The following is a 13346-nucleotide window of genomic DNA, read 5'->3' as shown; positions in this document are numbered from 1 at the left end:
CATATGAAAGACCTCACGATCAACCCTGCGATCCCGTTCGCGCTGCCCGAAATGTTCGAAGGCCGCCATCTGATCAATGGCGCATGGCAAAGCAGCGCGTCAGCTGAGACGTTCGAGCGTCGCTCGCCCTCGCACGGGCATGTCGTCAGCCGGTCAGCCCTTGGTGGTGAGGCCGAAACCAAGGCCGCCATCGCCGCCGCTCGCAACGCATTTGACAGCGGCGTCTGGAGCCGCGCGTCGGGCAAAGACCGCGCGGCCGTGTTGCTGAAAGTTGCGGATCTGATCGAGCAGAACGTCGACCGAATTGCCCTGATCGAAACACTGGAAAGCGGCAAGCCGATCAGCCAGTCCAAGGGTGAGGTTGGGGGCGCCGCCGATCTGTGGCGCTATGCAGCGTCTTTGGCCCGCAGCACCCATGGCGACAGCCACAACACGCTGGGCGCAGATATGATGGGTGTGGTTCTGAAAGAGCCCATTGGCGTTGTCTCGATCATCACCCCGTGGAATTTCCCGTTCTGGATCCTCAGCCAGAAACTGCCCTTTGCGCTGGCCGCAGGCTGCACGGTGGTTGTGAAGCCCTCTGAAATGACACCATCGACCACCATCATGCTGGGCGAGCTGTTGATCGAGGCCGGGCTGCCCGCAGGGGTGTGCAACATGGTACTGGGCTATGGCGTGCCGGTTGGCGGCACGCTCTCTGCCCATGAAGACGTGGATATGGTAAGCTTCACGGGCTCGACTGCCGTGGGCAAAACCATCAGCAAGACGGCATCGGATACGCTCAAGAAGGTTGCGCTGGAACTGGGCGGCAAGAACCCACAGGTGATCTTCCCCGACGCCAATCTGAATGCGGCCGCAGACGCGGTGGTGTTTGGCGTCTATTTCAACGTCGGCCAGTGCTGCAACTCCAGCAGCCGCATCATCGTGCATGAAGATATTGCCGAGGCGTTTTCGACCAAGGTTGTCGAGCTGTCCCGCAAGGTGAAGTTCGGCGACCCGCTGGACCCCAGCACCCAGGTCGGGGCCATCGTTACAGCCGAGCACAACGCCAAGATCGATGCCTATGTGAAACAGGCGCAGGATGCAGGCGCGACCATTGCCCTTGGTGGGGACCGCCTGTCCGTCGACGGGTTGGGCGATCAGTTCTACCAGCCAACCGTTGTGACAGATGTTCAGCCCGACATGCCCATTGCACGGGATGAGGTATTCGGCCCGGTTTTGTCGGTTCTGACCTTCAAAACACTGGACGAGGCCATCGCCCTGACCAATGATAGCGCTTACGGTCTGTCCGCCGGGGTCTGGAGTGACGACGTTCACACCTGCCTGGAATTCGCCCGACGCGCCGAAGCGGGAACGGTCTGGACCAACACCTGGATGGACGGGTTCCCCGAAGTGGCCTTTGGGGGCGTCAAACAATCCGGGCAGGGGCGGGAAATCGGACGCTACGGGTTCGAGGAATTTTTCGAGGTTAAATCGGTGGTCATGCGCATCGGCAACAGCCGTGCGCCCTGGGTGCCGCAAGACTGACCGGCGGGAAGCGAACCGCCGGAACCAAGATCGCATTAAGGGAGGAAACAAAATGCGTAATCTGTTGAAGACGAGATCTCTGATTGTGGCCGGGTTGCTGTGTACGACCAGCTTGGCGCAGGCGGAAGAGGTCGAGGTGCTGCACTGGTGGACCTCGGGTGGCGAGGCCGCCGCGTTGAACGTTCTGAAAGATGACCTGTCCGGTCAGGGCGTCGGCTGGACCGACATGCCGGTTGCCGGTGGCGGCGGTGAGCAGGCGATGACCGTTCTGCGCGCCCGTGTGACAGCAGGCAACGCGCCAACGGCGGTTCAGGGTCTGGGCTTCGACATTCAGGACTGGGCCGCGCAAGGTGCTTTGGCCGATCTGAACGAAGTGGCCGCGCAGGAAGGTTGGGACGATGTTGTACCGGACGCGCTGAAGGCCTTCGCCAAGCATGACGGCAAGTGGGTCTCGGCCCCGGTAAACGTGCATTCAACCAACTGGGTCTGGGCCAACAAGGCGGTTCTGGATGCAAACGGGATCGCTCAGCCCACCAACTGGGAAGAATTTGTCGCCGCTGTTGAGGCGCTGAAAGCCGCCGGAGTGACCCCGATTGCCCATGGTGGTCAGGCCTGGCAGGACGCCACTATTTTCGACGCTGTGGCCATGTCGACATTGGGGCCGGATGGCTACAAAGCCGCTTTCATCGATCTGGATGAAGAAGCCCTGGGTGGTGACGCCATGAAAGAGGCGTTCGACCGCATGGCCTTTATCCGCGAAAATGTGGATGAGAACTTCTCGGGCCGGGACTGGAACCTGGCGACTGCAATGGTCATCAATGGCGAGGCCGGTTTCCAGATGATGGGCGACTGGGCCAAGGGTGAGTTTCTGAATGCGGGTAAGGTGCCCGGTCAGGACTTCCTGTGCTTCCGCTTCCCCGGCACGGCTGATCAGGTCACCTTCAACGCGGACCAGTTCATGATGTTCGATCAGGGCGGTTCCGTTTCGGCAGAACAGGCGGCGCTGGCCAGCGCGATCCTGTCACCGTCGTTCCAGTCGGCGTTCAACGTGGTGAAGGGCTCGGTTCCCGCGCGGACCGATGTCAGCGACGCCGACTTTGATGACTGCGGCAAGCAGGGCATGAAGGATCTGGCGGCGGCTGCATCCTCGGGCAACCTGTTCGGATCGATGGCCCATGGTCACGCAGCCCCTGCCTCGGTCAAGAACGCGGTCTATGACGTCGTGACGGCGCATTTCAACGGTGAGTACGACAGCGAAACCGCTGTGGTCGAACTGGTCGACGCCGTTTCCATCGCCAAGTGATCACCTGATCCTCCCGACGGGGCGGCAAACGCGCCGCCCTGTCACCAGCGGGCACATCCCGCGCCTTAGACACCCCCGACTTGAAGGAGGGCGCGCCATGGCAACTTCAGCCGACGCGGATTTCAAGACACGCCTTCAGAACTGGATCCCGAAACTGGTCCTGTCACCGTCGCTGGCGATGATGCTGGTCTTTGTTTACGGGTTCATTCTGTTCTCGGTCTACCTGTCCTTTACCGACAGCCGCATCCTGCCGACCTTTGGATGGGTCGGATGGGAAAACTACGACAAGCTTTGGCGCCTGAGCCATTGGGAAACGTCCCTGATCAACATGGGGATCTTCGCGAGCCTGTACATCGTGATCTGCACCTGTATCGGCTTGGGTCTGGCGATCTTCCTCGACCAGAAAATTCGCGGCGAAGGGCTATTGCGCCCGATCTACCTCTATCCCATGGCGCTGAGTTTCATCGTCACCGGCACCGCGTGGAAATGGTTTCTGGACCCCGGTATCGGGCTGGAAAACGTCATGCACACATGGGGTTGGACCAGTTTCGAGTTCGACTGGATCAAAAACCGAGACTACGCGATCTATACGGTTGTTCTGGCCGCCGTCTGGCAGACCAGCGGCTTTGTGATGGCCATGTTTCTGGCCGGCCTGCGCGGCATCGACAACGAAATCCTGCGCGCGGCACAGATGGATGGGGCCTCGAACTGGAACCTCTACCGCCGGATCATTATCCCGCAACTGCGCCCGGCATTCCTGTCGGCCTTCGTGATCCTCAGCCACCTTGCTATCAAGACGTTTGACCTTGTGATTGCATTGACCGGCGGCGGACCGGGACGCGCGACCGAGTTGCCCGCGACCTTCATGTATTCCTACACGTTCACCCGAAACCAGATGGGGATCGGCGCGGCCTCGGCCACGATCATGCTGATGACCATCGCGGCAATCATGATCCCTTATCTTTATGCTGAATTGCGGGAGAAACGCTGATGTCCCAGGCAACTCAGGATACCGCAATTCGCACCGGTCGGGTCACGCGCACACTGATCTATGTGGTGCTGATCCTCTTCTCGCTGTTCTACCTTCTACCGCTCTATGTGATGCTGGTGAACTCGGTAAAACCATTGGAAGAGATCACCGGCGGCGGCATGATGAACCTGCCGCAGGTCTTCACCTTGGAGCCTTGGCTGAAAGCGTGGTCCTCGGCCCAGATCGGTGTCGATCCCACCGGGTTGAAGCCCTACTTCTGGAACTCGATCAAAATGGTGGTTCCGGCCGTGATCGTCTCGACCATCCTTGGCGCGCTGAACGGCTATGTGTTGACCAAATGGCGTTTTAAGTACGACACCATCCTGTTCGGTCTGATGCTGTTTGCCTGCTTCATCCCGTTCCAGATCGTTCTGATCCCGATGGCGCGGATGCTGGGCCTGATGGGTCTGGCGGGCACCACCTGGGGTCTGGCCTTGGTGCACGTGGTCTACGGGATCGGTTTCACCACGCTGTATTTCCGCAATTACTACGCGGTCTTCCCGACCGAGCTGATCCGGGCGGCGCAGATCGACGGGGCGGGGTTCTTCCAGATCTTCTGGCGCATCCTGTTGCCCAGTTCCGGGCCGATCGCGGTGGTGTCGATCATCTGGCAGTTTACCAACATCTGGAACGACTTCCTGTTTGGTGCGTCGTTTGCCGATGCCAACAGCCAGCCGATGACGGTGGCACTGAACAATCTGGTGCAGTCGTCAACCGGCGTGAAGGAATACAACGTTCATTTCGCAGGTGCCATTCTGGCGGCCCTGCCAACTCTGCTCGTCTATATCGTGGCCGGACGGTACTTTGTCCGCGGCCTGATGGCGGGTTCCGTGAAAGGATAAGGCCTGATGGGTTTTCTGGACATAGACAACGCGACCAAATCCTACGGATCGGTCGAGGTGCTGCACAAGGTTGATATCTCGGTGCAGGAGGGGGAATTTCTGGTGCTGGTGGGCCCCTCGGGCTGCGGCAAGTCGACCCTGCTGAACATGATCGCGGGGCTTGAGGACATTACCAGCGGCGAAATTCGTATCAAGGACACTGTGATGAACGGGGTGCATCCGTCGAACCGCAACATCGCCATGGTGTTCCAAAGCTACGCGCTTTATCCCAACATGACCGTGGGCCAGAACATCACCTTCGGGCTTGAGATGCACGGCGTCCCCAAGCCCGAACGCGACAAAGCGATGCACGAGGTCGCCACGCTGTTGCAGATCGAGCAGTTGCTGGACCGCAAGCCCGGTCAATTGTCTGGCGGTCAGCGTCAGCGGGTCGCCATGGGCCGCGCATTGGTGCGGGAACCGGATGTGTTCCTGTTTGACGAGCCTCTGTCAAACCTCGACGCCAAACTGCGTGTCGATATGCGGACCGAGATCAAGAAGCTGCACCAGAATCTTGGCACAACCATCGTTTACGTAACCCACGACCAGATCGAGGCGATGACCCTGTCCAGCCGCATCGCGGTGATGAATGGCGGTTATGTGCAGCAATTGGGAACCCCGCAGGAAATCTATGACACCCCGGCCAATATCTTTGTGGCAACGTTCATGGGCTCGCCCGCGATGAACGTGGTGCCTGCGAAAGTGACCGTGCTGAACGGTCGTCCTCATGCCGAGGTTGCCACCCATGACGGATCGATGGCGCAGTTGCCATTCAGTCAGGATAATCTGGCCGAATGGGACGGGCGTGAGATCCTGTTGGGCATTCGTCCCGAAACCATCACCGATATGGATGGCGCGGATCGCAAATCCTCGAACATTGCGCAGATGACCAACCGGATTGTTGTCACTGAACCCGCAGGCTCGGACACGTTTGTGTCGATGCAGCTGGGGGGCCGGGATGTGATCGCGCGGATGCGCTCGGACGCTGAGGTCGCGCCGGGGCAGGATTTCGACTTTGCCGTCAATATGGAGAAGGCCGTGGCCTTTGACCCTGAAAGCGAGATGCGGATCACTCCGTGACAAACCCGGATGTCATAATCATCGGATCGGGGGTCGGAGGGGCAACGCTGGCCGCAGCGCTGGCCCCCTCGGGCCGCCGCATTCTGATCCTTGAACGCGGCGACTATCTGCGCCCTTCGCCCGTGGATCGGGACACCAAGGCGATCTTTGAGGATGGGCATTTCCGCCCCGACGAAACCTGGCTGGACGGCGAAGGGCAGCCTTTCAGTCCGGGCAACTATTACTGCGTCGGCGGCAACTCGAAATTCTACGGTGCCGCCCTGATCCGCTACCGGGCCGAGGATTTTGAACCGCGCCAGCATATGGGCGGTCGCTCTCCTGGCTGGCCTCTCCGTTACAGAGATCTGGAACCGGACTACACGGCGGCGGAGCAGCTTTATGCGGTGCGCGGAACCGCCGATGAGGACCCGACCGAGCCGCCGCATAGCGGCGCTTACCCGCATCCTCCTGTAGCTGATGAGCCTGACATCGCGGATCTGCGCGCGCGTTTGCGCGGGGCGGGGCTGTCGCCCGCATCTGTCCCTTTGGGGGTGGATATCGACCGCTGGCTTTCGGCCGGGCAAACCACGTGGGATGCGTTTCCGAACACCTGCGGTGGCAAAATGGACGCGGAAACCTGCGCTCTGGCGGATGCCCTGAAGCACGAGAATGTCGAACTATTGACGAACGCACCCGCCAAAAAACTGCTGAGCGACAAAGACGGGCACATCACAGGTGTTGAGGTCAAGGGGCACGGTACCCTGCACGCGCCGGTGATCGTGTTATCTGCAGGGGCTGTTCAGTCCGCCGCGCTGTTGTTGAAATCCGCCAATGACAATTGCCCCGCCGGATTGGCGAACCGATCCGATCAGGTTGGGCGCAATTTCATGAACCACAATTGCTCGGCGGTTCTGGCTTTGCATCCGCTGCGCCGCAACTGCGCGGTCTATCAGAAGACGCTGATGTTCAACGACTATTACAATGGTGACGGGCAGGGCGGCGCGCCGATGGGCAATATCCAGATGCTGGGCAAAATCACGGGGCCAATCCTTGCGTCCCAGACCGGATTGCCGAGGCCAATCGCGGGAATGATCGCGAACCGAAGTTTTGATTTCTATGCGATGTCCGAGGACCTGCCCAATCCGGACAGCCGGGTAACGGTCGAAGGTGATCAGATCCGGCTGGACTGGAAACGCTCGAACTGGCAGGCGCATGAGGCACTGGTGGCCAAGCTGAAACAGCACCTGCGCCGGGCCGGGTTTCCAATTGTCCTGTCGCGGCCCTTCGACCGGCGCACGCCCTCGCATCAATGCGGAACAGCCCGGATGGGGCGTGATCCAGCCAGCAGCGTGGTGGACCCGTTCTGCCGCAGCCATGACCACCGAAACCTGTTCATCGTTGACGCCTCGGTCCTGCCGACCTCGGCTGCGGTCAATCCGGCCCTGACCATCGCGGCACTGGCCTTGCGCGCCGGTCGCCACATCTTAGAGACGGAGTTTGCAGCATGACCGGAGTTGCTTTGGTCACAGGGGGCCAGCAAGGCATCGGCCTTGGAATCTCGCGCGCCTTGATCGCGGCTGGGTACAAGGTGGCGCTTGCGTCACGGTCTGCCCCGGACAAACCAGTGGTCCGGAACGCTTTGTCCGAATTGGGACCCGGCGCGATCTATGTGCAGCATGATGTGTCCCAGATCGATCACGTGCCCGCCTTGCTGGATCAGGTCGAGGCCCAGCTGGGACCGATCACCGCCCTGATCAACAACGCGGGCGTCGGCGCGCCGGTTCGGGGCGATATGCTGGACCTTACGCCCGAGAACTGGGATTTCGTGCAAAACATCAACCTTCGCGGTGCCTTCTTTCTGGCGCAAGAGGTCGCGCGAAGGATGTTGGCGCACCCTCAGGACAGCTATCGCTCGATCACCTTTGTTACCTCGGTCAGCGCCACGATGGTGTCTATCGAGCGCGCCGAATACTGCGTATCCAAGGCCGCCGCCGCGATGATGGCGCAGCTGTTTGCGGTGCGCATGGCCCCGCATGGGATCGGCGTTTTCGAACTGCGCCCCGGCATCATCGCCACCGAAATGACGGCTGGTGTGCGTGACAAATACACCGACCGGATCGAAGGCGGGTTGGTCCCCGCCGCGCGGTGGGGTGAGCCGCAGGATATCGGCGCGGTCATCGTTCCCATCGTGGACGGCCAGATGCAATTCGCCACCGGGGCCGCGATCCCCGTGGATGGCGGGCTTTCGATCTCGCGCCTGTAAGGAACTCAGAGGACAAGATGTCTGAAGGATATGATTTCATCGTGATCGGCGGCGGCTCGGCAGGTTCGGTCATTGCGGCGCGCCTGTCCGAAGAACCCGAGGCCAAGGTATTGCTGCTTGAGGCCGGGTCTTCGGATCGCCATCCGTTTTTCCACCTGCCCGCAGGCTTTGCCAAGATGACCAAAGGCATTGGCAGCTGGGGCTGGTCGACGGTGCCGCAGAAGCATATGCAAAACAAGGTGTTCAACTACACCCAGGCCAAGGTGATCGGCGGCGGGTCGGCAATCAATGCCCAGATCTACACACGCGGTGCTGCGCAGGATTATGACGACTGGCGGCAGATGGGATGCGAGGGCTGGGGCTATGACGATGTCCTGCCCTATTTTAAGAAGTCCGAGGACAACGACAGCTACGACAATGAGTTCCACGGCAAAGGCGGCCCGCTGGGCGTGTCGATGCCCGCCGCGCCTTTGCCGATCTGCGATGCCTATATCAGGGCCGCCGAGCAGGTTGGCATCCCCGAAACGCGGGATGTGAATGGTGCGAAACAGGACGGGGCCGGGTATTACCAGCTGACCCAACGCAAGGCGCGACGGTCCTCGGCGGCGATGGCGTTTCTGGCACCCAATCGGAACCGTCCGAACCTGACTGTGCGTACGGACGCTCAGGTCCGTCGGATCACGGTCGAGAAAGGACGGGCAACCGGCGTTGAGATGATGAGCGGCGAAAAGATCTCTGCCGCGCGCGAGGTGATTTTGTCCTCCGGTGCCATCGGCTCACCCCGCCTGCTGCAACTGTCCGGGATCGGACCGGCGGATCATCTGGAAAGCCTTGGGATCAAGCTGGTCTATGACCAGCCGCAGGTTGGGGAGAACCTGCAGGACCACCTCGATCTCTATTCGATTTGCGAGGTCACCGGCCCGCACACTTATGACCGCTTCGCCAAGCTGCACCTGTCGGCTTGGGCCGGGCTACAATATCTGCTCACCCGCAAGGGGCCGGTGGCGTCCAGCCTGTTTGAAACCGGCGGCTTCTGGTACGCCGACCCCGACGCCCGTTCGCCCGACATTCAGATGCATTTGGGGCTGGGCACCGGGATCGAGGCCGGGGTCGAAGCGATGCCCAATGGCGGCGTCACCCTGAACGCCTGTTTCCTGCGGCCCCGATCTCGGGGGACGGTGCGGTTGCAAAGCGCCGATCCGGCAGCGATGCCTTTGATCGACCCGAACTATCTGGCCGATCCCTATGACCGAGAGATGTCGATCCGGGGTCTGAAACTGGTGCAGAACATCCTCGCGCAGGATGCGTTGAAACCATATGTTCTGGCGGAGCATCTGCCCGGTCCGACTGTAAAGACCGAGCAGGAGTATTTCGACTTCATCTGCGTGCATTCCAAAACCTCGCACCACTGCGCGGGCACCTGCCGCATGGGCAATGATGCCGAGGCTGTTCTGGACCCGCGCCTGCGCTTCAACGGGATCGAGGGTCTGCGCGTGGCCGACGCCTCGATCATGCCAACGGTCAATTCTTCGAACACCAACGCGCCCACGATCATGATCGGCGAGAAAGCCGCCGACATGATCAAGCAAGATCAAGGATTTACGCAATGATCCGTCATATCGTTCTGACGAAATTCCGCCCGGATGTGACCGAAGAGACGGTCGCCCAAATCTACAATGGACTGGCCAAGGTGGCCGAAGCTCTGCCCGGTGCCAAAGGCTTCACCGGGGGCCGCAGCCAAAGCCCGGAACAGATCGAACGCGGCTATATGCATGGGTTTGTGATCGATTTCGACGATTGGGACGCTTTGGCGACCTATCAGGCGAACGAGGATCACAAGGCGTGCGGGGCGCAACTGGTCGCAAACGCCGTGGGTGGAATCGACGGCATTCTAGTTCTGGATCTGGAGGTCTGAGACAATGACATTGATATTGCCAAACCGCGACGGCCAGTTGGAACCTTATGCTCTGACCGGAACGCCCTTGATCCCCCGCGCGCCGCAGGTACCGTTGACGCGCACCGCATTCGCGGCCGCACATGTGGTCTCGGACCCGCTGGCCGAGCGAAACCCGTGGGATGGTCGACCGGCGGTAGACTGGGACGCGACCCTGAACTTCCGACAGGGTCTGTGGGATCAGGGCCTTGGGCTGGCCGAGGCGATGGACACCGCCCAACGCGGCATGGGCGTGGATTGGGAGACCGCGCTGGAACTGATCCAGCGCACGATGGTGGCCGCCAAAGCGCACCCCCTGTCGCCACGCGTTGCCTGCGGGGCCGGGACGGATCATGTGCCCATGGGCGCGCTAAATACGGCCGGGGAAATCCTGTCCGCTTATGAACATCAAGCCGAGGCGATCGAGGCCGCCGGTGGTCAACTGATCCTGATGGCCTCGCGCGCCTTTCCGGCCATCAATGCTGGGCCGGACACCTATCACGACGTCTATCGCGCGCTGATCGACGGGGCGGCGAAACCGGTGATCCTGCATTGGCTGGGCGATATGTTCGACCCGGCCCTGACCGGCTATTGGGGCAGCACGGATGTGGATCAGGCCAGCGAGTTTGTGCTGTCTTTGATCGCTGAGAACCCATCCAAGGTCGACGGCATCAAAATCTCACTGCTCGATCAGGCGCATGAAGAGACGTTTCGCAGGCGCCTGCCGGACGGCGTGCGCCTCTATACCGGGGATGATTTCAACTATGCCGATCTGATCGCTGGGGACGGGGGCCATTATTCTCATGCTCTGCTGGGCATCTTTGCGGCCATCGCCCCGGCGGCCGCGCAGGCGCTTGAGGCCCTGACACAGAACGACATGGATCGCTACCACGCGCTGTTTGCCCCGACCGTGCCGCTCAGCCGCGAAATCTTCCGCGCCCCGACGCGGTTCTACAAGGCCGGGATCGCCTTTCTGGCCTGGCTGAACGGCGCGCAGACCCATTTCATCATGCCCGGCGGGTTCCAGTCGAGCCGCGACATCTGTCACTACGCCGAAGTGTTCCGGCTTGCGGATCAGGCGGGTTTGCTCTCGGACCCGGATCGGGCTACAGCGCGGATGACAACATTGCTGAACCTGCACGGGGTAGACCAATAGACTGAATGCGCAGACCGACGATCATAGATGTCGCCAACAAGGCGGGCGTGTCGAAATCCACGGTCAGCCTTGTGTTGCAGGGCAGCGCGCAGGTCAAAGCGGAAACCCGAACGCTGGTTCACGCAGCGATGAAAGAGATCGGTTATGTTTATAACCGATCCGCAGCCAATCTGAGGTCAACCGGGAACGCCCTGATCGGGTTGGTGATCAACGATCTGACCAACCCGTTTTTCACCGAATTCGCCACCTCGCTGCAAATGGCATTGGGGTCGCGCGGCTATGCGGTGGTGGTCGCAAACACCAATGAAGACCCCGCGATTCAGGATCAGGTGGTCACGGCCATGTTGGAACACGGGGTCTCGGCCCTGATCCTGTCGCCTGCTTACGGGGATGTCTCAAAAACCCTTAAGGCGGTTGAGCGTGCGGGCATCCCGATGATGCAAGTCCTGCGTCAGGTGGTAGGCGATAACGGCAAATACCCATTCATCGCCCCCGATTACCGCGCCGGTGGACGCGTTGCCACCCGTCATTTGCTGGAGACCGGCGCGCGCAAGATTGCCTTTGTTGGCGGACTGGAAGGCAGGCAAGTCACGCAGGAACGGATCTCGGGCTATCTTGAGATCGTGCAGGAGAATGGGCTGCAACCAGTTGTCGTAACAGGAAAATCCACCCGCGCTTTTGGTCACGCGGCGGCGGCGGACCTGTTCAAGGATCACCCGGATTGCGACGCCGCCTTGTGTTTCAACGATCTGGTCGCGTTTGGCATGATCAACGCCTGCCACGAGGCGCGGATCGCGATTGGCGCATCTTTTCAGATCATCGGCTTTGACGACATTCAGGAAGCCTCGGAATGCTGGCCCGCCTTGTCGACGGTGCAGTGCGGGGTTGGTGATTTTGGGAAACAGGTGGCGGACACCATCTTGCGCTGGCTTCAGGACGATGACGTACCAGCGGCGCTGACCCAAACCCCGGTGCGTTTGGTTCACCGTCAGACCACAAAGGATCTGAGCAAGTAACCAATTCCGCCAAAACTTGCGGGAATGGCGGATGTGATTTACGCTTTATCGCCGTCATTTTTTCGAAATTGGCCATCTGAATGTCGCAGCCATCCGATCAGATTCGAATTCGGGTCATCGTGACCCCCAGCTTCAATATGGCTGCGACCATGGGGTTCATCGATCCCTTCCGGGCTGCGAATTATCTGGAAGGCGCGGCCCATTACAGCTGGGAACTGGTGTCGGAAACCGGCGGTCCATGCGTGGCCAGCAACGGCATCAGCATCGAGACTCAGAGCCTGAAAACCGCCTCTGCCCAGCCGGTGGATTTTCTGATCGTCTCTTCAAGCTGGACCCCGGAGGAGCATGGCTCGGACCAAATTCAGGCCGCCCTGCGCCGAGGCGCCCGGCAGCAGGCGACACTCGGCGGGATTGATACCGGCGCGTTCATCATGGCTGAGGCCGGGCTTTTGCGCCATCGCCGCGCCACGGTGCACTACGAACATATCGACGCCTTTCGCGAGCTTTATCCGGATGTCGATTGCACCGAGGCGCTGTTCGAATTCGATGGCGACCGGATCACCTGTTGCGGCGGGTCAGCCTCGTTCGATTTCGCGTTGCAAATACTGCAGGGCATACATGGCAACGCACTGGCAAACGCTGCCGCGCGATATGTGTTTCACCCCAGCCTGCGCGAACGCGGCACCCCGCAGAACCCGCAATTCATGGAACCATTGGGGGCCAAGATCCCCGATACCGTGCGCAACGCCATCCGGGCGATGGAAGACAACCTGGAAGAGCCGCTGACTATTGGCGAGATTTGCAAGGCGGCGCAAATTTCGCAGCGGCAGCTCAACCGCCTTTTTGCCCAGCATCTGAAGAAAACGCCGGTGCTGTATTACCGTGACATTCGGCTGGACCGGGCCCGTGGGCTGGTGACGCAGACAACCCTTGCCATGTCCGAGATCGCGTTCGCCTGCGGCTTTTCCAGTCAGGTCCATTTCAGCCGCGCCTACAAGGACCGGTTTGGCCTGCCACCCATGCGGGACAGAATCGAAGGCCGTATCCCCTTCGAATTCCGCGCCTGGCCCATGCATCGCAAACACGGCGCGTCCAGTTAAGGCCAAATGTTGGCGAACCATGTAAAGTATCGGTCGATTATTCCCGGCTAAATCACTCTACCCAGCGGATTTGCACGC

Annotated in this window: 12 protein-coding genes; all 12 read left to right on the top strand. The window is 60.5% G+C overall.

The genetic code is table 11. The features are described 5' to 3' along the window. The first annotated feature begins 3 nt into the window (after nucleotides 1–3). Entirely contained in the window at nucleotides 4–1527 is a 1524-nt protein-coding gene (locus tag ACR0KX_RS04055; RefSeq protein WP_170622629.1) for an aldehyde dehydrogenase family protein, read from the top strand. A gap of 52 nt (nucleotides 1528–1579) precedes the next feature. Then, nucleotides 1580–2830 carry an ABC transporter substrate-binding protein gene (locus ACR0KX_RS04050; protein WP_170622628.1) on the top strand — a complete coding sequence of 417 codons (1251 nt, stop codon included), beginning with the start codon at nucleotides 1580–1582 and terminating at the stop codon, nucleotides 2828–2830. A 97-nt stretch (nucleotides 2831–2927) separates the two neighbouring features. Further along, nucleotides 2928–3821 (top strand): carbohydrate ABC transporter permease, encoded by an 894-nt coding sequence (locus ACR0KX_RS04045; protein WP_170622627.1) that lies wholly within the window; start codon nucleotides 2928–2930, stop codon nucleotides 3819–3821. After that, nucleotides 3821–4702 (top strand): carbohydrate ABC transporter permease, encoded by an 882-nt coding sequence (locus tag ACR0KX_RS04040; protein ID WP_170622626.1) that lies wholly within the window; start codon nucleotides 3821–3823, stop codon nucleotides 4700–4702. The genes ACR0KX_RS04045 and ACR0KX_RS04040 overlap by 1 nt, the downstream gene beginning before the upstream one ends. Nucleotides 4703–4708: 6 nt before the next feature. Continuing rightward, the gene (locus tag ACR0KX_RS04035; RefSeq protein ID WP_170622625.1) at nucleotides 4709–5821 is read left to right on the top strand and encodes a sn-glycerol-3-phosphate ABC transporter ATP-binding protein UgpC; all 1113 of its coding nucleotides are present in this window, start codon (nucleotides 4709–4711) and stop codon (nucleotides 5819–5821) included. Next, nucleotides 5818–7308 carry a GMC family oxidoreductase gene (locus tag ACR0KX_RS04030; protein WP_170622624.1) on the top strand — a complete coding sequence of 497 codons (1491 nt, stop codon included), beginning with the start codon at nucleotides 5818–5820 and terminating at the stop codon, nucleotides 7306–7308. The genes ACR0KX_RS04035 and ACR0KX_RS04030 overlap by 4 nt, the downstream gene beginning before the upstream one ends. Then, a complete protein-coding gene (locus tag ACR0KX_RS04025; RefSeq protein ID WP_170622623.1) occupies nucleotides 7305–8063 on the top strand; it encodes a 3-ketoacyl-ACP reductase in 759 nt (252 codons plus the stop codon). The genes ACR0KX_RS04030 and ACR0KX_RS04025 overlap by 4 nt, the downstream gene beginning before the upstream one ends. Nucleotides 8064–8080: 17 nt before the next feature. Continuing rightward, a complete protein-coding gene (locus ACR0KX_RS04020) occupies nucleotides 8081–9673 on the top strand; it encodes a GMC family oxidoreductase N-terminal domain-containing protein (protein WP_170622622.1) in 1593 nt (530 codons plus the stop codon). Continuing rightward, on the top strand, nucleotides 9670–9978 hold the full coding sequence (locus ACR0KX_RS04015; protein ID WP_170622621.1) for a Dabb family protein: 309 nt from the start codon (nucleotides 9670–9672) through the stop codon (nucleotides 9976–9978). Before ACR0KX_RS04020 ends, ACR0KX_RS04015 begins: the two co-directional genes overlap by 4 nt. Before the next feature lie 4 nt (nucleotides 9979–9982). Next, nucleotides 9983–11152 carry a dihydrodipicolinate synthase family protein gene (locus tag ACR0KX_RS04010; RefSeq protein WP_170622620.1) on the top strand — a complete coding sequence of 390 codons (1170 nt, stop codon included), beginning with the start codon at nucleotides 9983–9985 and terminating at the stop codon, nucleotides 11150–11152. 5 nt (nucleotides 11153–11157) lie between these two features. Further along, nucleotides 11158–12168 carry a LacI family DNA-binding transcriptional regulator gene (locus ACR0KX_RS04005; protein WP_170622619.1) on the top strand — a complete coding sequence of 337 codons (1011 nt, stop codon included), beginning with the start codon at nucleotides 11158–11160 and terminating at the stop codon, nucleotides 12166–12168. A gap of 80 nt (nucleotides 12169–12248) precedes the next feature. Beyond that, nucleotides 12249–13268 (top strand): GlxA family transcriptional regulator, encoded by a 1020-nt coding sequence (locus tag ACR0KX_RS04000; RefSeq protein WP_170622618.1) that lies wholly within the window; start codon nucleotides 12249–12251, stop codon nucleotides 13266–13268. Nucleotides 13269–13346: the final 78 nt, after the last annotated feature.

This window comes from Ruegeria sp. BG5, from assembly GCF_056538425.1.
The sequence above is the reverse complement of the archived record's forward strand: the minus strand, read 5'-3'. Positions and strand labels throughout refer to the sequence as shown.

Coding starts and splice junctions, on each gene's coding strand:
- ACR0KX_RS04055 (WP_170622629.1), top strand. CDS start 4: ATGAAAGACCTCACGATCAACCCTGCGATCCCGTTCGCGCTGCCCGAA.
- ACR0KX_RS04050 (WP_170622628.1), top strand. CDS start 1,580: ATGCGTAATCTGTTGAAGACGAGATCTCTGATTGTGGCCGGGTTGCTG.
- ACR0KX_RS04045 (WP_170622627.1), top strand. CDS start 2,928: ATGGCAACTTCAGCCGACGCGGATTTCAAGACACGCCTTCAGAACTGG.
- ACR0KX_RS04040 (WP_170622626.1), top strand. CDS start 3,821: ATGTCCCAGGCAACTCAGGATACCGCAATTCGCACCGGTCGGGTCACG.
- ACR0KX_RS04035 (WP_170622625.1), top strand. CDS start 4,709: ATGGGTTTTCTGGACATAGACAACGCGACCAAATCCTACGGATCGGTC.
- ACR0KX_RS04025 (WP_170622623.1), top strand. CDS start 7,305: ATGACCGGAGTTGCTTTGGTCACAGGGGGCCAGCAAGGCATCGGCCTT.
- ACR0KX_RS04020 (WP_170622622.1), top strand. CDS start 8,081: ATGTCTGAAGGATATGATTTCATCGTGATCGGCGGCGGCTCGGCAGGT.
- ACR0KX_RS04015 (WP_170622621.1), top strand. CDS start 9,670: ATGATCCGTCATATCGTTCTGACGAAATTCCGCCCGGATGTGACCGAA.
- ACR0KX_RS04010 (WP_170622620.1), top strand. CDS start 9,983: ATGACATTGATATTGCCAAACCGCGACGGCCAGTTGGAACCTTATGCT.
- ACR0KX_RS04005 (WP_170622619.1), top strand. CDS start 11,158: ATGCGCAGACCGACGATCATAGATGTCGCCAACAAGGCGGGCGTGTCG.
- ACR0KX_RS04000 (WP_170622618.1), top strand. CDS start 12,249: ATGTCGCAGCCATCCGATCAGATTCGAATTCGGGTCATCGTGACCCCC.